This is a genomic window from Streptomyces lacrimifluminis, assembly GCF_014646095.1.
In the GTDB taxonomy this organism is placed as follows: Bacteria; Actinomycetota; Actinomycetes; order Streptomycetales; family Streptomycetaceae; genus Streptomyces; species Streptomyces lacrimifluminis.
Map to the genome: position 1 here is coordinate 110,746 of NZ_BMMU01000001.1, position 20,491 is coordinate 131,236.

Here is a 20,491-nt window from a genome sequence, read left to right on the forward strand (position 1 = left end):
AGACGTACACACGCACGTCTTCACACAGACAGGTAGGTCATGGCCACCAACAACCGCCGCATGTCCGGCAAGAAGGGCGCGCAGGTCGGCAGTGGCGGCCAGCGGCGCCGGGGGCTCGAGGGCAAGGGCCCGACGCCGCCCGCCGAGGCGCGCAAGGGACACAAGAAGAACCGTATTGCCGGTGCCAAGTCCAAGCAGCTCCAGCGGCGGCCCGCACCCAAGGGGCGCGGCGGGAAAGCCTCCTCCGAACTCGTCGTCGGGCGCAACTCGGTCGTCGAGGCGCTCCGCGAGGGCGTCCCGGCCAGCACGCTCTACGTCCAGCAGTTCATCGACAACGACGAGCGTGTGCGCGAGGCGCTCCAGCTGGTCGCCGACCGCGGCGGCATCCACCTGATGGAAGCCCCCCGGCCCGAGCTCGACCGGATGACCAACGGGCTCAACCACCAGGGGCTCGTGCTCCAGGTCCCGCCGTACGTGTACGCCCACCCGGAGGACCTGGCCAACGCCGCCTACGACAACGGTGTGGACCCCCTCATCGTCGTCCTCGACGGTGTCACCGACCCGCGCAACCTAGGCGCCGTCGTCCGCTCCGTCTCCGCTTTCGGCGGGCACGGAGTCGTCGTGCCCGAGCGGCGCGCCGCCGGCATGACCGCCGGCGCCTGGAAGACCTCCGCCGGCGCCGCCGCCCGCACACCCGTCGCCCGTGCCACCAACCTGACGCGCACCCTGGAGGCGTACCAGAAGGCCGGGATCGTCGTTGTCGGGCTCGCGGCCAACGGTGACGCGGAGGTCGGCGACCTGCCCGCCCTCGGCGGACCCGTCGTCATCGTCGTCGGCAGCGAGGGCAAGGGACTGTCCCGGCTGGTCGGGGAGACCTGCGACCACCTCGTACGGATCCCGATGCCCGGCGGCACCGAGTCCCTCAACGCCGGTGTCGCGGCCGGGATCGTCCTGTACGAAGCGGCCCGCCGACGCGCCTGAACACGCGTGCGCGACGTCACCTGTACGGGGGAATCCGAGCGGGTGACGTGACCTTGACGCGGTCCGGACACATCCGCCAAGTCAAAGCAGTGTCCTAACCTCACGTCACTCGGTTAGATGAGTGTGGACACCAGAACACCCCGCACACCCACGGGGGACCGCTCGTCGGGATACGACGACGCTCCCGCGCTGAGCATGGTGAAGGTGCCGAGCGATCCGGCGCAGGTCATCGTCAACCATGCGAGTTTCCGCGTGCAGTTGGGGGCCTCGACGCGGCGGGCGGCACCGTCGTCCCGCGTCGCCCGGCACCTCGGCACCTCCGAGGACGCAGCGCGCATCCCCGTCGTAGGCGCCGGCGGCGCCACAGCCGTCCGACGCAGGGCACCCGTCGTCTGGAGCGGCAAGTCGGCGCCCGACGACACCGGCGCCCACCGGCTGCTCCAGGCCGTACGGGGCTCCAGCGTGCGCCACGGCGAACAGCCGCCGACCGGCGACGCCGGAGCGACGCAGGTCATCCCCCGTATCGACGACGAACTCGACTACGCGGGCAGCACCCTCGACCAGACCGTCGAGACACCGATCGTCGGCAGCCAGCGCACCCACGGCTCCGACACCGGCCGCCTGCTCCCCACCATGCGCACCACCGGCAGCGCCTACGAGGAAGCCGGATACGGCCAATCCGGCTACGGAGACGGCGAGTTCGGCTACGAGGGCGACGAAGCCTACGAGCGGGACGCCGACGGACGTCGCACCGGCGCGAGGCGCCACCCCAGCGACCCCGTACGGCACGCCTATTACCCCGGCCGCCGGATGAACCTCGGCGTCGTCCTGCTCCCGCTGCGCATCTTCCTCGGCTTCATCTCCATCTACGCCGGCATGGGCAAGCTCTGCGACCCCGTCTACTTCGACGGCGGCAAACGCGGCTCCATGATGAAGTGGCTCAACACCCTTCACCCCTGGGAAGTCGCCGAACCACTACGCCAGTTCGCCCTCCAGCACCCCGTCGGCTCCGGACTCGTCATCGCCTTCCTCCAGGTCATCGTGGGAGTCATCACGGTCCTGGGCCTGTGGCAGCGGGTCGCGGCCGTCGGCGGCGCCATGCTCTCCGCCGCGCTGCTCGTCACCGTCAGCTGGAAGAGCGTCCCCGTCTACGACGCGCCCGACATCATCTACCTGGCCGCCTGGTCGCCGCTGATCATCGCCGGCGCCCCCGTCTACTCCATCGACGGCCGCCTCGCAGGCAGCGCCTGGCGCCGACTCGGCCCCCGTACGGACATCTGGGAGCTGCGGGCCTACGTCCTGCGACGCGGCGCCCTCGTCACGGCCGTCGTCATCGGACTCACGCTCCTCATCGGCTCGCTCCTCGGCGGCGCCGTCCGCGACGCCGACCGCGTGGTCGTCCCCGGCCCCGGCGAGGCCCCTCGCAACGAACTCCCCGGCTCCCCCCTCCCGGAGCAGTCCGGCGAACGCCGCGCCTCGAAGAGCCCCTCGGCGGTCACCAAGTCCCCGACCCAGAACGCCACTTCGGCCAGCCCCACGACCGGCGACGCCGCGACCACCCCCCAGGAGGCCCGCGAGAGCGGCAGCGTCACCGGAAGCCGGCCCAGCCAGACCCAGGGCAGCGCCGGCCAGGCCCCGCCGCAGCAGACCACCCCGGCCGAGCAGGCGCCCAGCACCACCGCCGGACCGTCCTCGTCGGGCGGCACGGGCACCCCGGGCGGCACCAACGGCGGCTCCACGGGAGGCAGCACCGGCGGCAGCGACGGCAGCACCGGCGGCTCCTCCACCGGCCAGCCAGGGCTGGTGGGCGGCCTCCTGGGCTAGCGGCAACCCGCCCGGGCAAGGCGGTTACGCAGGTTACGTCGATGGGGTCCCGCACGGGAATGCGCGGGACCCCATCGACGTATGCGGCGTACGTGCACGCGTACCTACAGGAGTACGTACAGGAGTACGTACAGGCGTATCTACAAAGGCAGTTGGCGGACCGCCGGCTCAACGGCCCAGCGCCGCCAGCTCCTTCGCCGCCTCCGTGAGGTCCTTCGCGGTGTCGATGGCACGCCAGTAGGCACCGTGCGGGATCGGGAAGCCGGCCAGGCGGAGTTCGCGGGCCAGATGAGGGAACGTGGTGCGCTCGTGATCCCCGCGCTCCGGGAGCAGGGCGGCGAAGTCGGACGAGAAGACGTACACACCCGCGTTGATCTCGAAGGTCGACGGAGGGGACTCGATGAAGTCCGTGATGTGCCCGAAGCCGTCCGTCTGCACAGCACCCCAGGGCAGGCGCGGACGGGCCAGCGCGAGGGTCGCGACGGCGTCCCGCTCGGCGTGGAAGTCGGCCATGTCGCGCAGCGAGAAACGGGTCCAGATGTCCCCGTTGGTGGCGTACCAGGGCTGTTCCGGGGCGGGCAGGTGCGCGGCGGCGTACTTGAGGCCGCCGCCACGACCGAGAGGTTCGGTCTCGACGACCGTCGTGACGTTCAACGGCAGATCGGCGGTCTCCAGCCACTTCTGGAGGACCTCGGCGAGATGGCCACAGCTGACCACCACGTCCGTCACACCCTCCTCGGCGAGCCAGACGAGCTGATGGCCGATGATCGGCGTCCCCGTGCCGGGGATCTCGACCATCGGCTTGGGCCGGTCGTCGGTGTACGGGCGGAGCCGGGAGCCCTGGCCGCCGGCGAGGACCACGGCCTGGGTGGGGCGCGACGTGGCGTTCGGATCGGTCATGTCCGAACTGTACGGGGCGCTCCGCGGGTGCCGCGGGGGAGGCTGGGGTGGGGCTCAGGGTGGAGCTGTGGGTGGGGGTCTGCGGGTCGGTGGGGCTGGTCGCGCAGTTCCCCGCGCCCCTCTAGGCAAGCCCCTGCGGGGCGCCTAGAGGGGCGCCTGATGGCATCTAGCTGTGGGCCGCGGCCACTCCTGTGGCGAAGGACGTGTCGCAGACCGGGCGGGCGTACGACTGGGCGCGCGACGGGCCGTACATGCGGACCGCGGCGCGGCCCAGGGCACGGGCGATCGACGTGCAGTGCTTCGCCAGCGACGGGCGGCCGTTCACCGCCTGCTGCAGGTGGGTGAGGGCGGTGCCGGGGTCCTTCTTCTGGAGCTCCAGAAGAAGCTGGTCGCGCAGGACGTCCTGCGGTGCGGGGGCAGCGGCGGCCCGGGCGGCCAGCTTCTCGGAGGAGGCGGTGAGCACCGAGTCCGAGGGGTTCCCCGACCAGTTGACTCGGGTGACCGCGAGGGTCCCGGACAGCACCAGGACGACGGGCAGGACAAGGGCGAGGCTACGGCCGATCCGGCGGGCGGGGCCACGGCCACTTCGCGTCAGTTGGTTAGTGGAGTGCTTCACGCGAGTGAGGGTAGCGCTCGGTGCTGATTTGGCGACATTCAGTCACCCTATCGGGGGATGGATTGGTGCCATTTTGTGGGTAGGGCGTTGACGTACGCGATTCGAAACGACCGGTCTGCCGGGGTATCGGGCGTCCGGTGGGCGCGCATGGGAAGGGCCCCGCAGCAAGCCGCGGGGCCCTTCGGTGTTCAGGCCGAGACGTCAGTGGTCTCAGTCGGCGAGGCGCTCGCCCGTCGAGGTCGAGAACACGTGGATCTCGCCCGGACGGGGCACGACGTGCAGCGTGGCGCCCTTGTCCGGGACGGCACGGCCGCTGACACGGACGACCAGGTCCTTGAGCTCGCCGTCGACCTTGGCGCTGCCGTAGACGTAACCGTCGGCGCCCAGCTCCTCGACGACGTTCACCGTGACGGCGAGGCCGGCCGGCGCGTCCTCGGTGTCCTTGGACAGCGCGCTGGCGGCGGCACCGTTGTGCTCGACGACGTCGAAGTGCTCCGGACGGACGCCGACCGTGACGGTGGTGTCACCCTTGTCCGCGGCGGCCGTGAGGGCCTCGCGGTTGACCGGGACGACCGAGTTGCCGAACTTCACGCCACCGTCGGTGATCGGAACCTCGATCAGGTTCATCGCCGGCGAACCGATGAAGCCGGCCACGAAGAGGTTCTTGGGGCGGTCGTACATGCTGCGCGGCGAGTCGACCTGCTGGAGCAGACCGTCCTTCAGCACGGCCACCCGGTCGCCCATCGTCATGGCCTCGACCTGGTCGTGGGTGACGTAGACGGTGGTGATGCCGAGGCGGCGCTGCAACGACGCGATCTGCGTACGCGTCGACACACGGAGCTTGGCGTCGAGGTTCGACAGCGGCTCGTCCATGAGGAACACCTGGGGCTCACGCACGATGGCACGACCCATGGCGACACGCTGGCGCTGACCACCGGAGAGCGCCTTCGGCTTGCGGGCCAGGTAGTCCGTGAGGTCCAGGATCTTCGCCGCGTCCTCGACCTTCTGGCGGATCTCGGCCTTGTTGACGCCGGCGATCTTGAGCGCGAAGCCCATGTTGTCGGCGACGGTCATGTGCGGGTACAGCGCGTAGTTCTGGAACACCATCGCGATGTCCCGGTCCTTCGGCGGCAGGTGCGTGACGTCGCGGTCACCGATGTGGATCGAGCCGGCGTTGACGTCCTCAAGACCCGCGAGCATGCGCAGGGAGGTGGACTTACCGCAGCCGGAGGGACCGACGAGGACGAGGAACTCGCCATCCGCGACATCGAGCTCAAGCTGGTCGACGGCGGGCTTGTCGCCACCCGGGTAGATGCGGGTCGCCTTGTTGAACGAAACAGTGGCCATGGGTACTAGGCCCCCTTCACCGGCAGGAACGTGCCGGACGATCCGTAGTGGAAGGTGGTGTAGTCCACGTACGCGGACTGAATCTGGACGGTACCCGGGGTTGCGGCGTCTGTCAGTAGCTGGGGGAGTGTGAACTTCGCGGAAATTTTCGACCAGGGGTCGGCCGGGGCCTGGGTACACTTCACGGGCACGCACGCCTGCACGGTCTGTTGTACGCGCGCGGCACGCCTCCTTAGCTCAGCTGGCCAGAGCAACGCACTTGTAATGCGTAGGTCGTCGGTTCGAATCCGACAGGGGGCTCAATTGCCCAGGTCAGCGTTGAGCTGACCTGGGCTTCTTCGTGTTCGCGCCCGTGTGATGCTGGCGGCATGACTGATCAGCGTGAGGTTGTGATCGTCCGCTGGCCGGGGCAGGCGCCCTCGTCCGAGGCTTCCGAGGACGGGCTCGCCCGGTTGTTGGCGGCCTACCACCTGGGGACCGAGGCCGAGAAGGGTGCGCCCGTTGCCGACGTGGACGGGCTGCCACCGCGCTATCGGGCGGAGATCTCGGATCCGCGGGCCGCGTTCGTCGGGGATGTCGTGCTGGTGGCTCTGAGCGGGGGTGTGGCCGTGGGGTGTCTCGTGGTGGCCGCTGCCGTCGGTGGACGGTCGGAGATCAAGAGGCTCTGGACGGATCCGGAATTCCGGGGGCGGGGGATCGCGTCCGGTCTGCTTCGTGCCGCGCTCGCGCAGGCTGCGGAGGATGGTGTCGGCAGGGTGCGGCTGTCCGTGTGGGAATGGCGGACCGGGGCCATTGCTCTGTACGAGCGGTTCGGGTTCATCGTCACCGAGTCGTGGGACGGGCGGGATCGGCTGGTGTGCATGGAGTGTGTTGTGTGACTGGTCGCGGCTGGGGCTTGCCGTGGGTCAGGCGTGGCGCAGTCGGCGTGCGATCTCCAGGTCCGCTTCCTCCAGGGGGTCGCCGTCCTCGATGTTCCACAGGACGTTCTGGAGGACCCGGGCGAGCGTCCACGCGCGTGCTCGTTCCCGGTCGAGGGCCAGGGCGTCCGTCAGGGCGTCGAAGCGCCAGAGGATGTCGCCGGGGTCGAAGCGGTTGTTGATGGCCGGCCAGAGGTCGAAGCCGGGGTCTCCGGCGAGGGGTTTCGGGTCGATGGCCAGCCAGGGGGCTCGGGTGGCGGCGAGGACGTTCTCGTCGTGGAGGTCCCAGTGGAGGAGGCGGTCGCCGGGGTCGGGGGCCACTTCGCATAGGGCTGCCGCGCAGTCCGTGAGGAGGGTGCGGGTCTCGGGGTCGGGGATTTGGTGGAGAGCCCTTGGTGCGTCGTTCAGCATTTTTTCCGCGATGTCGGCGAGGCGGCGGATGCCCGGTGGGGCCGGTACGGCCGTGAGGTGGGCCAGGAGATCGGCGATGATCAGGGTGGCTTCGTGGGTGTCGGGGTGGTGGGACAGCATCCGGGTGTGGTCGAGGCGTTCCAGGAGCATCGTTCCCGTGGTGGGGTCGTGGTCGAGGAGGTGTACCGCGTGGTAGCCGTTCCAGAGGCGCAGGGCGGTCGGTTCGCCTTCGCTCTCGGCGTCCAGGAGTTGGAGTTTCAGGACGGCCGGGGTGTCGTCGGAGCGGAGGACCGGGAGGACCAGGGCTGTTACGCCGTGCATGGCGTGGCCGTCGACGCGTAGGTTCCAGCGGCCGAGGAAGTCGGCGGTGCGGGCGGGGAGTGCGGTGATGAAGGCGCGGCCTGCCTCGCCGTTGTACTTGAGTTGTGTGGCGGCCAGTTCGTCCGGGACACGGATGCTGATCACTTGCCGACTGTATGTGCGTGCGTACTTTCGGGCAGGAGATTTCCGGTGGGTCCGCGTGGGGTGGGGGCGTGCGTCCGTGGTGCTCCGACGTATGTGTGGCTGCTTGTTCTGGGCTTCACGACTGTGGCGGTGCATCACATGTCGGCGGAGTTCCAGGAGGAGTTCCTGCGGACCATCCGGTGGGTGGGCTGATCTCCAGCGCGAGCGGAATCAGAAGGTACCGCGGGACTGGTGTGCCACGGTCAGTCTCGTGGCGCGGACGTTGCGGGATCTGGTGCTGCTGGATTCGGGTCGGGCGGGCGCGTGCCGAGTTGACTGATCTGTCAGTCGGCTGATCTGTCATGGGTGAAGCATCGGGTGCGGAATTGGGGGCCGGAGCCGGAGCCGGAGCCGGCGCCGGAGCCGTTGCGGTGGCTGGGGGTGCTGGGGTGTACGCCACGTATCGGGCGGCGGATCGGCGGGAGTCGGCCGGGGAGGTGGGCGGTCGTTGGGGCTGGCTCGGGTGGTGGATCGGGTGGCCGGGCGGTAGGTGGTGGCAGTGAGGGGGGCTGGTCATGGTTCCAGGACGACCTTGCCGGTCGTGCCGCGGTTTTCGAGGGCGTGGTGGGCGGCGGCTGCCTCGGCGAGGGGGAAGCGGTGTACGGCCGGGGTCAGGCGGCCGGTGGCGGCTTCCGTGAGGGCGCGGAGTTCCAGGGTGCGGAGGGGGTTGGGGCCGCCTGTCTTCGCCAGCATGGCCGGGCCGAGGATCTGTTGGGAGAGGCCCTCGACGAGGTAGGGGCCGCCGTTTTTGATGCCTTCTGCTGACCAGCCGAAGACGAGGTGCTGTCCGGTGGGGGAGAGGAGGGCGGTGGCTTCGCGGGCGATGTCGCCGCCCACGCCGTCGAGGACGACTGTGGCGGGTCGGCCGCCGAGGTACGCGCGGACCTTCTCCGGCCAGGCGGGGTCCGTGTAGTCGACGGCGAGGGCGGCGCCGTTCGCCGCGACGCGTGCTGTTTTCGCCGGGCCGCCGGCCAGGCCGATCACGGTGGCTCCGGCGTGCCGGGCGTACTGCACGAGAAGGGTGCCGAGGCCGCCCGCGGCGGCCGGGACGATGGTGACGGAGTCGGGGCCGAGGTCGGTGAACTGCAGGATTCCCATCGCCGTACGCCCTGTGCCGATCATCGCGACGGCCTGGGCGAAGTCGAGGCCGGCTGGGATTTCGTGCAGGCGTTCGATGTCGGTGACGGCGAGTTCGGCGTATCCGCCGGGCTGGAAGCCGAGGTGGGCGACGACGCGCTTGCCGAGCCACAGGTGTGGGGTGCCCTCGCCCAGGGCGTCGACGGTGCCGGCGACCTCGCGGCCGGGGACGGTGGGCAGGGGGACGGGTGCGGGCGCCGGGCCCTGGACGCCTTCGCGGAGGGCTGTGTCCAGGAGGTGTACCCCGGCTGCGGCCACGGCGATACGGACCTGGCCCGGGCCGGGTGCGGGGTCCTCGACCTGCTCGTAGGTGAGGTTGTCGGCGGGGCCGAAGGTGTGCAGGCGGATGGCGTGCATGTGGGGTCCCCCAGGTGTGCGGCCCGGTGTGTGGCCGGGCGGGCGGTGCGGCGCGGTGCCGTAGGAGTCCCCACTCTTCGGCCTCAAGCGTGCTTGAGGTCAAGGGGGTTGAGGGGGCCGGGGCGGTCGCGGCTTCGTCGGGTGCCCAGTGCCAGTGATACGGCGGTCAGCGCGCTGTTGAACGAGACCTCAGCGAGAACGCCGGGGGCGGCGACCTGGTCACCCGCCAGATAGACACCGTTGCCGCGTTCGATCGCGGGCCGGTCGCGCCAGGTCGTACCCGGGAGGTCCACCGCGCCGGTGCGGCCGTTCGCGGTGGCCTCGCGGCGCCAGGTGACGCGGTCGCGCCAGCCGTCGAAGGCCAGGTCGAGCAGTTGTTCGGCACGGGCGATGCCTTCGGCGCGGGACGCGCTCGGTGCGATCGGGAACTGGCCCTGGAGGAGCTGCTCGCCGGCCGGGGCGAGGGTGCGGTCCTGTGCGGTGAAGCGTTCCAGCCAGCCGGGTGCGTCCAGGTCGGAGAGGACGAAGGGGTCGCCGCGCCGGGTCCGTACGGCGAGGTCGAGGAGGACCGTACGGGCGCCGGTCCAGGTGAGGGTGTCGTCGCCCAGGAGGCGCCGGGCGGCGTCGAGGGAGGTGGCGACGATGACGGGTGTGTTCGTGGGGAGTGTGTCGACGCGGGACAGGGTCTCCACCCGTACGCCCAGGTTCCAGGCGCGGGCGGCCATCCGGTCGATGACGCTGGCCCAGCCGCCGCGCGGGTAGTGGGCCTCGGGCGGGAGGGCGGCGGCGCGGCGCAGCCGTTCCTGGACGAAGGCCGCGGACAGGGCGCCGGGGTCGTGGTGGAAGAGGGCGACGGCGGAGTAGTGCGCGGCGGCCCGGGCGCCCTTCTCGCCCGCCTGCTCGGTGGCCCAGGTCATGAAGTCGACGTCCACGGGCGCCTGTTGGGCGCTGTGGCGGAGCAGTTTGAGCATCGCGAGGGGTGGGGTGCGGCGCAGGGTGCCCTGGTGGCGGAAGTGGAAGCGGGCGGCTTCGAGCGGGGGCAGCGGGGCGAGCGGTCCGACGAGGTTCCGCCGGGTGAGCCAGGTCCAGTGCGGGCCGCCGCTGTAGAGGGCGTGCGGGCCCTCGTTCGTACGGTACGGCTCCTCGGCGGTGCGGCCCCGGCCGCCGAGGGTGTGATGGGCCTCGTGCACGGTGACCTTGGCGCCCGCCTCGGCGGCGGCGATGGCGGCGGTGAGGCCGGCGAAGCCGCCGCCGATGACGGTGAGGGTGGTGCGGGTACGGGCGTGAGTACGGACCGGGTGCATGTCTGCGTCTCCCTGTGGTGGGCGCCTTCGCCTTTCTGGTTTCTGCTTTCTGTCGGTACGACGGAGGGTGGGGCCGGAATGTGACATGGGGGTGGTGGGAGACGGTTCGCGCAGGTCAGGGGCGTTGTCAGTGGTGGGGTGCAGGATGGGGGGCATGGCGAGGCGAGTGGTGGGTGGCGTGGGCCGAGCGGCTGGCGTGGGTGGCGTGGGTGGTACGACGGGTTCCGGGTCCGGGGTGAAGGCGGCTCGGCGGCCCGAGGTGCGGTTGCCGGGGCTGGAGCCGTTCGGGGGCGGGGAACTGGAGGCGGACGGGGACTACGACGGGCTGGACTTCCGGGAGGCCGACTTCGCCGGGCAGGACGGCGGGGGCGCCCGTTTCATGGACTGCGCGCTGACGGGGTGCGCGCTGGACGAGACGCGGCTGCTCCACGCCCGGTTGCTCGACTCGGTCCTCACGGGCATAAGGGGGGTCGGCACGAACCTCGCCGAGTCGACTCTGCGTGATGTGGAGCTGGTCGATGCCCGGCTGGGCGGGGTGCAGTTGCACGGGGCCGTGCTGGAGCGGGTGGTGGTGCGGGGCGGGAAGATCGACTATCTGAACCTGCGCAAGGCGAGGTTGAAGGACGTCGTCTTCGAGGGATGCGTGCTGGTGGAGCCGGACTTCGGGGGTGCGGTGCTGGAGCGGGTGGAGTTCGTGGACTGCGTGGTGAAGGGGGCGGACTTCAGCGCGGCGCGGCTGAGCGATGTGGATTTCCGGCGGGCGGCGGAGTTGGGGTTCGCGCGGGGGGTGGATCGGTTGGCGGGGGCGGTGATCAGCCCTGCGCAGTTGCTCGACCTGGCGGAGGTGTTCGCGGCGGAGTTGGGAGTGCGGGTGGAGTAGGCGGGGTGTGTTTCCCACCCCACCCCTCCACCCGTTTGCTGCATGTGTCCAGTGGGGGCGGCAGCCCCCAGGTACGGGACGGTTCTCCGGACGTTGCTGTCGATCAGCGCACCCTCGGGAAGCGGGCCTGCAGTGTCCAGATCGCCGGGTTCTCGCCTAGCGCCTCGTGCAGGTCGATCAGGTCGGCCAGTACGTCGTGCAGGAAGTCCCGCGCCTCCTTGCGGAGTTCCGCGTGGGAGAAGGTGAGCGGGGGCTCCTCCGCCGGCATCCAGTCGGACTCGATGTCCACCCACCCGAAGCGGCGCTCGAAGAGCATGCGGTCGGTGGACTCGGTGAAGTCCAGTTCGGCGTACTGGGGACGGGCGGCACGGGAGCCCGCGGGATCCTGGTCCAGCCGCTCCACGATGTCGCACAGCGCCCACGCGAAGTCGAGTACCGGTACCCATCCCCAGGCTGTGGACAGTTCCCGGTCCGCCTTGGTGTCGGCGAGATAGACGTCCCCGCAGAACAGGTCGTGGCGGAGTGTGTGGACGTCCGCGCGGCGGTAGTCGGTCTGCGGGGGGTCCGGGAAGCGGTTGGAGAGGGCGTAACCGATATCGAGCACGGACGTGATGGTGTCACGGCGGGATTGACGCCCGTGAACCTGTCTCCGCACGGGTGCGAACCGCGTGCACGAGGGGAAGCTGTGCGGGCGATGCGCGAGCGCTGTACGGCCCTCACACGGGCGCTGTGCGGGCGAGGTGTCAGCGTTGTACGGCCGTCACGCGGGGAGTGTGCGGGCACGCGGAAGCCCCCGGTCCAAACGCTGGCTGGCGCTCGGCCGGGGGCTTTTCAGCCGCTGTCAACGGCTCGGTCGTCGACTCAGACGCTGACGCCGAAGTCCTGGGCGATGCCCACGAGGCCCGAGGCGTAGCCCTGGCCGACCGCGCGGAACTTCCACTCCGCGCCGTTGCGGTACAGCTCGCCGAAGACCATCGCCGTCTCCGTCGCCGCGTCCTCAGAGAGGTCGTAGCGGGCGATCTCGGCGCCGCCGGCCTCGTTCAGGATGCGGATGTAGGCGTTGCGGACCTGGCCGAAGTTCTGCGAGCGGTTCTCCGCGTCGTAGATCGAGACCGGGAAGACGATCTTGTCGATGTCGGCCGGGAGGCCGGCGAGGTTGACCTTGATCGCCTCGTCGTCGCCCGCGCCCTCACCCGTGCGGTTGTCGCCGGTGTGGACGATCGTGCTGTCCGGGGTCTGCTTGTTGTTGAAGAAGACGAAGTGGCCGTCCGAGTAGACCTTGCCCTGCGTGTTGACCGCGATCGCCGAGGCGTCGAGGTCGAAGTCCGTACCGGTGGTGCTGCGGACGTCCCAGCCCAGGCCCACGGTGACGGCGGTCAGGCCCGGAGCCTCCTTGGTGAGCGAGACGTTGCCACCCTTGGACAGGCTTACAGCCATTGTTGGGAGTCCTTCCCTCGTTGACGAGCGTGCGGTGCGGTGCTCCGTACAGGACGAAGCTACCGTCACTCCCATGAACGCCGACGGGGGTCCCGAAGGTTCCGCGTCTTTACTTTCTTTACCTGCCGTGACGGCTGTCGCGGCGAAAACGGGGTGACGTGGACCGGACAGCCGCGCGACCATGGTGGGCATGTCCGGTCCCTACCTCATCCGTGGCTCCGTCTCGCTCCCCGAGGCCGAGCTCATGTGGCGTTTCTCGCGGTCCGGCGGGCCGGGCGGGCAGCACGTCAACACCAGTGACTCGAAGGTGGAGCTGAGCCTCGACCTCGCGAACACCGAAGCGCTGCCCGAAGTCTGGAAGCAGCGTGCGCTGGAGCGCCTCGCCGGCCGGCTCGTCGACGGAGTCGTCACGGTCCGCTCCTCCGAGCACCGCTCGCAGTGGCGCAACCGGGAGACGGCGGCCGTACGCCTGGCGGCCCTCCTCGCCGAGGCCACCGCACCTCCGCCCAAGCCCCGTACGCCGACCCGTATCCCGCGCGGAATCAACGAACGCCGGTTGCGGCAGAAGAAGGCACGCGCGGACGTGAAGCGGGGCCGTACGGGACGGGACTGGGGTTAGGGCCTGTAGCCGGGCATTGACCTGGTGCGGGGTGAACGATCGTGAATTTTCGTCCGACGGAAAAAAAGAAGGTCGGAACGGCGCCCGGGAATGTATTTCCCGTCGGGTGATGCGAATCCCGCCGAAGTTGTCTCAGGGCCGTCACCTACCGAATGCCTTGTCCGGCCCGGCGGCGGAAGGCGGCCGTGTTCTCCGGAGGAGGCGGCCTCGGGCGCCTGGAGCGAGTCCTGACGTTTACGTTCGTACACAAAAGGTCGCATTGGCAGGTTAGGTCAGGTTCAGTACCCCGACCGTCTGGCCCCCGCTGGTCTCCCCGGTGGGGCTGAAGCCCAGGCCCAGATAGAACGGCTCGGGGCCGGTCGGGCCGGGGTGCCAGGTGACGTAGAGGCCGGTGCCCCCGCGACGGCGGATCTCGGCGGCGACGGACTCGACGGCGAAGCGGCCGTAGCCCTTGCCCTGTTCGTCGGCCGCGATGTTCAGGCGCCACAGACCGGAGCGCAGGTCGGCGCTGGTGCCGACCCAGGCGATGTCGAAGAAGGCCATGAGGAAACCGACGGGCCGGTCACCGTCGAGGATCAGCCGGGGCCAGGCGGTGCGCGGATGGACGTACGCCTCGGCCAGTGACTTCATGACGGGCGAGACCGCGTGTTCCTGGTCCGGGCGGACCCGTACGGCGACGGCCGCGTCGAAGTTGTCGGAGCTGATCCGCTCCAGCCGGAGCGTGTCGTTCGTCATAGGGGCAAAGCTAAGGCGCCCGGTAGGGGTGTGACCAGGGAGTTTCCCGTCAGCCCGGCTTCACCCGGTCTTCAGCCCAGCTGCCGGTAGCGGCCCCGGAAGTACGCCAGCGGGCCGCCGTCCGCGCTCGGTGTGGTCGCCGTCAGGACGCGGCCGATCACCAGGGTGTGGTCGCCGGCCGTCACCAGTTGCTCCGTCCGGCACTCCAGGGTCGCCAGGGCGCCGCCCAGCAGGGGGGCGCCGGACGCCTCGCCCCGGACGACCGGGAGGTCCTCGAAGAGGAGGCGGTCGCTGATGCGGTTCTTCATCGCGAACCGGCCCGCGATGTGCCGCTGGTTCTCGGAGAGGACGGAGACCGCCCACAGGGGCTGCTCGGCCAGCAGGTCGTCCATCCGGGAGCCCTCGCGCACGCTGACCATGACCAGGGGCGGGTCCAGGGAGACCGACAGGAAGGCGGTCGCCGTCATGCCGACGTCCTCACCGACGGGCGCGTGCGGGTCGTCCGGGTCGAGCGATGGCTCCTGTGCGGTCACCAGGACCACTCCCGAGGCCAGGCGGGACATCGCGGCGCGGAAGTCGTCGTTGCTCACTCCACCAGGATGCCCGGCGGGAGAGGGGACGGTGGTGGCGGGTGTGGTGGGCGCGGTGGGTACGGCGGCGTGGGTCGGCACACGGAAAAGTTATTCGCCGCTCCTGTGCCGCCGCATCGGACCAGCGCCCGAACCCGGACCTAGGACTCCCGACCGACACCCATGCGACACCGATGGCGACACCCAATGATCGGGAACGGCCCCGCCGACTTCTCCTCGCCCGTATCCTCGCTCGTAGTATCCACACGGATACAAAGTTTGCGTTCAGTAAACGCACAGGGAGAACTCAGAAACTCCACTCAATTGCTCATCTTTCGTTGTGACTTGAGTCACAGGTGACCTTTTTTGTTGACCCTGTGTACCGAGTGGGCAGCGCGCTGTGATTCAGTGGCGGGAAAGGTGAGATAGGCGGAAGGAGGGCGAATGGAGACCGACCAGGAGCCGTACGTCCGTCTTGCGACCTTGCGGCAACTGCACCAGGTCATGGCGGACATGAACACCGCGCGGAGTCTTGCGGACACCCTCCAGACCGTCGCCGACGGCGTCGTCAACGGCCTCGGGTACGAGTTGGCGTGCGTCAACCTCGTCCGCCCCGACGGCGATCTCGTCGTCGCCGCCTTCGCCGGGAACTCCGCCGCCGAGGCCCTCATCACCGGCCGGGTCGGCTCGCGCGACTCCTGGGAACGCCGGCTCGCCATGGGCGAGGCCTGGGGCGACCTGGTCTTCATACCCCACACCGAGGGCTGGGTCCTCGACGACGACGACGTCCCGCAGTGGTACACCGACGGCCCCGCCCCGCGCTTCGAGGACGAGTGGCACCCCTCGGACCGGCTCTTCGCGCCGATGTTCACTCCGAGCGTGCCCGGCGGCTCCTGCGGCGAACTGATCGGCGTACTGTCCGTGGACCGGCCGCGCAACGGTCGCCGACCGGGCGCATGGGGCAAGGAAGCGCTCCAGATGTACGCGTTCCAGGCCGCCATCGCGATCAGCAACGCACGTCTACGCGCGAATATGCAGCGGGCACTGGTCAGACTCGAACGCGAGCAGCAGGCGCTGCGGGCCAGCGAGGAAAGCTTCCGGCAGGCCTTCGAGTACGCCCCCTCCGGCATGGCCATCGCCGAGATGGGCGGCGACCAGCACGGGCGAATACTCCGCACCAACGACGCCCTGTGCCGGCTGCTCGGCCGTCCCGCCTCCGCGATGCGCCGCTACTCCTTCTCCGACCTCGTGCACCCCGAGGACATAGGCACCCTGCTGCGCACTTCCGCCGAGGGCGGGCGCACCGAACTCCGGCTCGCCCGCCGGGACGGCTCGTACCTGTGGGTGTCGCTGCGCAACTCCGTCGTCGCGGACGCCACCGACGGCCCGCGCTTCCTGCTCACCCACGTCGAGGACATAGAGGAGCGCAAGCGCCGCGAGCTCCAGCTCGCCCACCGCGCCTCCCACGACTCCCTCACCGGTCTGCCCAACTCGGCCGAACTGCGCGCCCGGCTCAGCTCCCGCCTCTGCGAGCGCCCGCAGACGACGGCGCCCGGTCCGGTCGAGTCGGTCGACGCGGCCTACGGCCACGGCCAGCTGGACCCCTACGGGACGCACGACCAGTACACGACGGCGCCGGCGCCGGTGACGGACGGTGGGTTCCAGCCGTACGACGTGAACGGCCACGCTTTCGACTTCCGCGGCGGCCCCGAGGTGTACGGCGCGTACGACCACCACGTCCACACCGTCGCTCCCGAGGGTGACCAGGACGACGGGACGAAGGGGCTCGCGGTCCTCTTCTGCGACCTCGACGGCTTCAAGTCGATCAACGACCGCTTCGGGCACAACGCCGGCGACGCGGTGCTGATCGAGGTGGCGCGGCGGCTCGGCGGGGCTGTGCGCGACGGCGACACGGTGGCCCGGCTCGGCGGCGACGAGTTCGTGGTCCTCGCCGACGGCCTCGGCCGTGCCGACGCCCAGGACCTCGCCGTACGCCTGCGCAACGAGATCATCCAGCCCATCCGGGTCGACGGCCGCGCGATGCGGGTCGGCGCGAGTTTCGGCATCGGGTGGGCACACTGCGGGATGACGGCGGACGAAGTCCTGAAGTCGGCCGACGAGCGCATGTACATCGAGAAACGATCTCGTCCCAAACAGCATCGCCGCGCGGGATGATCACCGGATCGGTCGAGAGATCAGTCGAGATCAGTGGCCCTGTAGCGATCTTGTAGCGGCTCTGTGCCACCGGAGTCACCCGTTTGGGGCAGTGGGAGCGGGTAGGCTCGTTATTCGCATTGCATGCTTCCCAGGACCTCGCAACACCTTGTGGTCCCACCCCGCAGTAGTCCCACCCCGCACCTGTTGAGGAGACCAAGGGATGACGCCCGGCAACAGCGGCGCGAGCACGCCCGAGGACGACGATCCGTTCGGCTACCTGTACGAAGACGGGCGGGCCAACGGAGCCCAGCCGCCGAGCAGCGGCTACGGCTACCCGAACTCGGTCGGCCGGGTGCGGCCGGTCGGCGAGCGCCAGTACAGCCCGCAGACGGCCCCGGGGCAGGCCCCCGGCCAGGCCCAGCAGCCGGCGTACGGCCAGACCGCCCCGACCGCGCAGTACGGCCAGGCGATCCCGCAGCAGCAGGGGGTGTACGGCAGCCCGAACACCCACTACCAGGCACCCGAGGCCTTCGGCGCCGGCCCCGCGGCCCCGCAGCAGCCCGCGTACGGCGGGGGCGGCGGCAGAGGCGGGCGGGGCTCCGGCCCCAACACCAAGGGACTGCTGATCGGTGCCATCGCGGTGGTCGCCGCGGTCGTCATCGGTATCGGCGTGGCCATGATGGGCGGCGATGACGACAAGGGCACGGGCAATGACGCCGGCCCCTCCCCGTCGACCGGGCAGACCGCCGAGGCGTCCCCGTCACCCACCACCTCGGCGGCCTCGGAGGGCGAGCTCCCGGCCGTCGACGCGAAGGCCCTGCTCCTCGGCGGCGGCGCCGCCACCACGTCGGACGTCGAGGGCGCCACGGCGGCCGGCGGTGTCTATGTGGGCAACTTCAACAACGTGGGCGCATCGGTCACGTGGAACGTGAACGGCATCGCGAAGAAGGGCGAGTACCGGCTGTACGTCAACTACGGCGTACCCGGCAAGGACGCCAGCGCCACACTGACGGTCAACGGCACGGCCCAGTCCCGCCCGCTCAACCTGGGCAACTTCGCGAAGGCCGCCGAGGGCGACTACGCGAAGGGCTGGACGAACACCTGGGCGTCCGTTCAGCTGAACAAGGGCACCAACACGCTCAAGATCTCCTGCGAGCAGGGGAACCAGTGCGACGTCAACATCGATCAGCTGTATCTGACGCCTGCCAACGGATAGTGACAGAGGCCTGAGAGAGGGCTGGCCTGGCCGACGTCGTCCGCTAGGCAGCCGTCGCCTCACGCGTCACCGTGACCCGCTCCACCAGCCTCTCGTACGCCGCGCGGTCGAACTCGCCCGCCACCGGGCCAGTACGGTCGCCGTCGACAGGGCCACCGCGCGGGTCAGGCGTTCGGGCCAGGGGAGTTGGTCGACCAGGCCCGACAGCAGGCCGGCGACCACCGAGTCGCCGGCGCCCGTTCGGTCACCGAAGTGACCCGGTGGGAGGCGTACGGGCGTAACTCCCGTACGCGGTACGTGATGTCGAGCGCGGTGTTCAGCGTCACCGTGAGGATCACCCGGCCGATCCCTCCCCCCGCTCAGCTCAAGGCAGTTGGGGCTCCACTACCCAACTCCCCTTGCGCATCACTCCCTTGACCGTGAAGTCCGCGTCCAGCAGGACCAGGTCCGCGTCCTTGCCCGGTTCCAGGGAGCCCACCCGGTCGTCCATGCCCAGCAGGCGGGCCGGGTTGGCGGAGAGGGCGGCCACCGCGTCCGTCACCGGGATGCGGTCGACCGTGACCGCCCGCTTGAAGGCGCGGTCCAGGGTGAGGGTGGAGCCCGCGATCGAACCCCCTTCGACCAGCCGCGCCACACCCTCGCTGACCTCCACCTCCAGCGGGCCCAGCAGATAGCGGCCGTCGCCGAAGCCGGCCGCGTCCATCGCGTCGGTGATGAACGCCACCCGGTCCGCTCCCGCGTGGTGGAAGGCGAGCTGGAGGGCGGCGGGGTGCAGGTGCGTGCCGTCGTTGATGAGTTCGACGGTGACCCGCTCGTCTTCGAGGAGGGCGGTGATCGGGCCGGGGGAGCGGTGGCCGAGGGCGGGCATCGCGTTGAAGAGGTGCGTGGCGACGGTGGCGCCCGCGTCGATGGCCTGCACCGTCTGCTCGTACGTCGCGTCCGTGTGTCCGATCGCCGCGAGGACGCCGTGTTCGGCGAGCAGCCGTACGGAGTCGAGGCCGCCGGGGAGTTCGGTGGCGAGGGTGACCATCCTGGCCCGGCCGCGTGCCGCGTCGATCAGCTTGCGCACCTCTGCCGGGTCCGGGTCGCGCAGCAGCGCCTCGGAGTGGGCGCCCTTGCGGCACGGGGAGATGAAGGGGCCCTCGAAGTGCACGCCGGCGATGTCGCCCTGTTCGGCGAGTTCGGAGAGGAGGCCGGCCTGGGCGGTGAGGGTGTCCATGTCGCCGGTGACGGTGGAGGCGACGAGGGTGGTGGTGCCGTGGGTCCGGTGGGTGTGGACGCCCTTGAGGATGTCCTCGGCGGTGCCGGAGGTGAAGGAGGCTCCGCCTCCGCCGTGGTTGTGGAGGTCGACGAATCCTGGGACCAGCCAGTGGTCGCTTACGTCGATCTCGTGGGCGTCGCTGTGGGGGTGCTCGGTGAACTTGGTTCCCTCGACGCCGAGTCGGGCGCCGTTGCTGATTCCTGTGGGGAGTACTACCTGAGCGCCTTTGAACACCAGGTTGTGTGCGTGCTGCGGGGCGGTGAGGGCTGGTCGCGCAGTTCCCCGCGCCCCTAGGTGGGTTGCCATCAGGGCGTTGCCTCCGTGAGGTCGGTGACGGTCGGGAGATCCCAGGCCAACAGGCCCGCGCCCAGGCAGCCTGCCGTGTCTCCCAGGGCTGCGGGGACGATGTCCGGGAACTTCTGGAAGGTGATCCGCTGTTGTACGGCGGTGCGCAGCGGGGTGAACAGCGTGTCGCCCGCCTCCGCCAGGCCGCCGCCGATGATCAGGGTGCGGGGGTCGAGGAGGGTGAGGGCGGTGACCAGGCCGTCGGCGAGGGCGTCGATCGCGTGCTGCCAGACCTGGCGGGCGCGTGGGTCGCCGGAGTCGACGGCTCTGGCGCAGTCCGCCGCGTCCGCGCCGGGGGTGCCGGAGGTCGCGGCCCAGGCCTCGCTCACCGCCGACGCCGACGCGTACCGTTCCAGACAGCCGCGCTGGCCGCACGGACACGGGGTCCCGCCGGGCCGTACGACGATGTGGCCGATCTCGCCCGCGAAGCCGTGCGCGCCCGCCTCCACCCGGCCGTCGACGCCGATCGCGCCCGCGATCCCGGTGCCGAGGGCGACGAAGAAGAAACGGTCGGCTCCCTGGCCGGCCCCGATCCGGCCCTCCGCGAGCCCGCCCGTCCGGACGTCGTGGCCGAGGGCGACCGGCAGGCCGAGTCGCCGGGTGAGCAGCTCGCGCAGGGGTACGTCACGCCAGCCGAGGTTCGCCGCGTAGACGGCGAGGCCGCGGTCGGCGTCGACGATGCCGGGGACGGACACTCCGGCGGCGGCGGCGCTCTCGCCGAGGTGGGCGATGCCGTGGGCACGCAGGTCGGCGGCGAAGCCGAGGATCGCCTCGACGACGGCGTCGGGGCCGTGCTCGCGTCCGGTCGCCCGGCGCGCCTGGTGGAGCGGAGCGCCGTCCGGCCCGATGAGGGCGGCTTTCATCGTGGTGCCGCCCACATCGAGGGCGATGACATGTCTCACGAGGACAGTGTGACCCGTCGACCCGGAAGAGGTCTAGTCCACTTACGTGGTGTAGACCTTATGGGGTTAAGA

At 70.5% G+C, this 20,491-nt stretch carries 21 protein-coding genes, 1 tRNA gene and 1 pseudogene; 9 read left to right on the top strand and 14 right to left on the bottom strand.

The window, feature by feature from the left end:
* Window positions 1–39 precede the first annotated feature (39 nt).
* Both rlmB and IEY89_RS00550 read left to right on the top strand, forming a co-directional pair.
* Window positions 40–981: a 23S rRNA (guanosine(2251)-2'-O)-methyltransferase RlmB gene (gene rlmB, locus IEY89_RS00545; RefSeq protein WP_189145199.1), complete on the top strand. Its 942-nt coding sequence runs from the start codon at window positions 40–42 to the stop codon at window positions 979–981.
* Window positions 982–1,104: 123 nt separating this feature from the next.
* Window positions 1,105–2,805: a DoxX family protein gene (locus IEY89_RS00550; RefSeq protein WP_189145655.1), complete on the top strand. Its 1,701-nt coding sequence runs from the start codon at window positions 1,105–1,107 to the stop codon at window positions 2,803–2,805.
* 168 nt (window positions 2,806–2,973) lie between these two features.
* Here the strand turns inward: IEY89_RS00550 and IEY89_RS00555 are convergent, their stop codons facing one another.
* From IEY89_RS00555 to IEY89_RS00565, 3 genes are all read right to left on the bottom strand, one after another.
* Window positions 2,974–3,705 (bottom strand): nucleotidyltransferase family protein, encoded by a 732-nt coding sequence (locus IEY89_RS00555; protein ID WP_189145200.1) that lies wholly within the window; start codon window positions 3,703–3,705, stop codon window positions 2,974–2,976.
* 166 nt (window positions 3,706–3,871) lie between these two features.
* Window positions 3,872–4,321 carry a hypothetical protein gene (locus IEY89_RS00560; protein WP_189145201.1) on the bottom strand — a complete coding sequence of 150 codons (450 nt, stop codon included), beginning with the start codon at window positions 4,319–4,321 and terminating at the stop codon, window positions 3,872–3,874.
* 210 nt (window positions 4,322–4,531) lie between these two features.
* A complete protein-coding gene (locus IEY89_RS00565) occupies window positions 4,532–5,668 on the bottom strand; it encodes an ABC transporter ATP-binding protein (protein ID WP_189145202.1) in 1,137 nt (378 codons plus the stop codon).
* Between the two features lie 226 nt (window positions 5,669–5,894).
* Here IEY89_RS00565 and IEY89_RS00575 point away from each other — a divergent pair.
* Both IEY89_RS00575 and IEY89_RS00580 read left to right on the top strand, forming a co-directional pair.
* A tRNA-Thr gene (locus IEY89_RS00575) sits at window positions 5,895–5,968 on the top strand.
* A gap of 68 nt (window positions 5,969–6,036) precedes the next feature.
* Entirely contained in the window at window positions 6,037–6,546 is a 510-nt protein-coding gene (locus IEY89_RS00580; RefSeq protein ID WP_189145204.1) for a GNAT family N-acetyltransferase, read from the top strand.
* Between the two features lie 27 nt (window positions 6,547–6,573).
* Here IEY89_RS00580 and IEY89_RS00585 read toward each other — a convergent pair whose 3' ends face one another.
* A complete protein-coding gene (locus IEY89_RS00585) occupies window positions 6,574–7,461 on the bottom strand; it encodes an aminoglycoside phosphotransferase family protein (protein WP_229694976.1) in 888 nt (295 codons plus the stop codon).
* Window positions 7,462–7,521: 60 nt separating this feature from the next.
* Here IEY89_RS00585 and IEY89_RS41630 point away from each other — a divergent pair, with 60 nt between their 5' ends.
* Window positions 7,522–7,653, top strand: coding sequence for a rhomboid-like protein (locus tag IEY89_RS41630; protein ID WP_373287178.1), 132 nt, complete (start codon window positions 7,522–7,524; stop codon window positions 7,651–7,653).
* Window positions 7,654–8,013: 360 nt separating this feature from the next.
* Here IEY89_RS41630 and IEY89_RS00590 read toward each other — a convergent pair whose 3' ends face one another.
* The gene (locus tag IEY89_RS00590; RefSeq protein ID WP_189145206.1) at window positions 8,014–8,994 is read right to left on the bottom strand and encodes a zinc-binding dehydrogenase; all 981 of its coding nucleotides are present in this window, start codon (window positions 8,992–8,994) and stop codon (window positions 8,014–8,016) included.
* Window positions 8,995–9,077: 83 nt separating this feature from the next.
* Window positions 9,078–10,298 carry an NAD(P)-binding protein gene (locus IEY89_RS00595; RefSeq protein WP_189145207.1) on the bottom strand — a complete coding sequence of 407 codons (1,221 nt, stop codon included), beginning with the start codon at window positions 10,296–10,298 and terminating at the stop codon, window positions 9,078–9,080.
* A gap of 235 nt (window positions 10,299–10,533) precedes the next feature.
* On the opposite strand from IEY89_RS00595, the gene IEY89_RS00600 reads away from it, so the two are divergent.
* Window positions 10,534–11,178: a pentapeptide repeat-containing protein gene (locus IEY89_RS00600; RefSeq protein ID WP_189145656.1), complete on the top strand. Its 645-nt coding sequence runs from the start codon at window positions 10,534–10,536 to the stop codon at window positions 11,176–11,178.
* A 103-nt stretch (window positions 11,179–11,281) separates the two neighbouring features.
* Here IEY89_RS00600 and IEY89_RS00605 read toward each other — a convergent pair whose 3' ends face one another.
* Both IEY89_RS00605 and IEY89_RS00610 read right to left on the bottom strand, forming a co-directional pair.
* A complete protein-coding gene (locus tag IEY89_RS00605) occupies window positions 11,282–11,782 on the bottom strand; it encodes a hypothetical protein (RefSeq protein ID WP_189145208.1) in 501 nt (166 codons plus the stop codon).
* Window positions 11,783–12,039: 257 nt separating this feature from the next.
* The gene (locus tag IEY89_RS00610) at window positions 12,040–12,615 is read right to left on the bottom strand and encodes a TerD family protein (RefSeq protein ID WP_189145209.1); all 576 of its coding nucleotides are present in this window, start codon (window positions 12,613–12,615) and stop codon (window positions 12,040–12,042) included.
* 181 nt (window positions 12,616–12,796) lie between these two features.
* Between IEY89_RS00610 and arfB the strand changes: the two genes are divergently transcribed.
* Window positions 12,797–13,234 (top strand): alternative ribosome rescue aminoacyl-tRNA hydrolase ArfB, encoded by a 438-nt coding sequence (arfB, locus tag IEY89_RS00615; protein ID WP_189145210.1) that lies wholly within the window; start codon window positions 12,797–12,799, stop codon window positions 13,232–13,234.
* A 267-nt stretch (window positions 13,235–13,501) separates the two neighbouring features.
* Here the strand turns inward: arfB and IEY89_RS00620 are convergent, their stop codons facing one another.
* Window positions 13,502–13,969, bottom strand: a complete 468-nt coding sequence (locus IEY89_RS00620) for a GNAT family N-acetyltransferase (protein ID WP_189145211.1) — start codon at window positions 13,967–13,969, stop codon at window positions 13,502–13,504.
* Window positions 13,970–14,040: 71 nt separating this feature from the next.
* A complete protein-coding gene (locus tag IEY89_RS00625; RefSeq protein WP_189145657.1) occupies window positions 14,041–14,559 on the bottom strand; it encodes a flavin reductase family protein in 519 nt (172 codons plus the stop codon).
* A gap of 423 nt (window positions 14,560–14,982) precedes the next feature.
* Between IEY89_RS00625 and cdgB the strand changes: the two genes are divergently transcribed.
* Together cdgB and IEY89_RS00635 are read left to right on the top strand one after the other, a co-directional pair.
* Window positions 14,983–16,713 (top strand): diguanylate cyclase CdgB, encoded by a 1,731-nt coding sequence (gene cdgB, locus IEY89_RS00630; RefSeq protein WP_189145212.1) that lies wholly within the window; start codon window positions 14,983–14,985, stop codon window positions 16,711–16,713.
* 202 nt (window positions 16,714–16,915) lie between these two features.
* On the top strand, window positions 16,916–17,911 hold the full coding sequence (locus tag IEY89_RS00635; RefSeq protein WP_189145213.1) for a CBM35 domain-containing protein: 996 nt from the start codon (window positions 16,916–16,918) through the stop codon (window positions 17,909–17,911).
* A 43-nt stretch (window positions 17,912–17,954) separates the two neighbouring features.
* On the opposite strand, the pseudogene IEY89_RS00640 reads toward IEY89_RS00635, so the two are convergent.
* From IEY89_RS00640 to IEY89_RS00655, 4 genes and pseudogenes are all read right to left on the bottom strand, one after another.
* Window positions 17,955–18,160 (bottom strand): annotated as a pseudogene (locus IEY89_RS00640) (PfkB family carbohydrate kinase); the annotation flags it as partial.
* Complete coding sequence (locus IEY89_RS00645; RefSeq protein ID WP_189145705.1) at window positions 18,076–18,249, bottom strand: hypothetical protein; 174 nt, start codon at window positions 18,247–18,249, stop codon at window positions 18,076–18,078. The pseudogene IEY89_RS00640 and the gene IEY89_RS00645, both read right to left, overlap by 85 nt.
* Window positions 18,250–18,275: 26 nt before the next feature.
* Window positions 18,276–19,406, bottom strand: coding sequence for an N-acetylglucosamine-6-phosphate deacetylase (nagA, locus tag IEY89_RS00650; protein ID WP_189145658.1), 1,131 nt, complete (start codon window positions 19,404–19,406; stop codon window positions 18,276–18,278).
* A 71-nt stretch (window positions 19,407–19,477) separates the two neighbouring features.
* Window positions 19,478–20,419, bottom strand: coding sequence for an ROK family protein (locus tag IEY89_RS00655; protein ID WP_189145214.1), 942 nt, complete (start codon window positions 20,417–20,419; stop codon window positions 19,478–19,480).
* Window positions 20,420–20,491: the final 72 nt, after the last annotated feature.

Coding starts and splice junctions, on each gene's coding strand:
- rlmB (WP_189145199.1), top strand. CDS start 40: ATGGCCACCAACAACCGCCGCATGTCCGGCAAGAAGGGCGCGCAGGTC.
- IEY89_RS00555 (WP_189145200.1), bottom strand. CDS start 3,705: ATGACCGATCCGAACGCCACGTCGCGCCCCACCCAGGCCGTGGTCCTC.
- IEY89_RS00565 (WP_189145202.1), bottom strand. CDS start 5,668: ATGGCCACTGTTTCGTTCAACAAGGCGACCCGCATCTACCCGGGTGGC.
- IEY89_RS00580 (WP_189145204.1), top strand. CDS start 6,037: ATGACTGATCAGCGTGAGGTTGTGATCGTCCGCTGGCCGGGGCAGGCG.
- IEY89_RS00590 (WP_189145206.1), bottom strand. CDS start 8,994: ATGCACGCCATCCGCCTGCACACCTTCGGCCCCGCCGACAACCTCACC.
- IEY89_RS00595 (WP_189145207.1), bottom strand. CDS start 10,298: ATGCACCCGGTCCGTACTCACGCCCGTACCCGCACCACCCTCACCGTC.
- IEY89_RS00610 (WP_189145209.1), bottom strand. CDS start 12,615: ATGGCTGTAAGCCTGTCCAAGGGTGGCAACGTCTCGCTCACCAAGGAG.
- arfB (WP_189145210.1), top strand. CDS start 12,797: ATGGTGGGCATGTCCGGTCCCTACCTCATCCGTGGCTCCGTCTCGCTC.
- IEY89_RS00620 (WP_189145211.1), bottom strand. CDS start 13,969: ATGACGAACGACACGCTCCGGCTGGAGCGGATCAGCTCCGACAACTTC.
- cdgB (WP_189145212.1), top strand. CDS start 14,983: ATGGAGACCGACCAGGAGCCGTACGTCCGTCTTGCGACCTTGCGGCAA.
- IEY89_RS00635 (WP_189145213.1), top strand. CDS start 16,916: ATGACGCCCGGCAACAGCGGCGCGAGCACGCCCGAGGACGACGATCCG.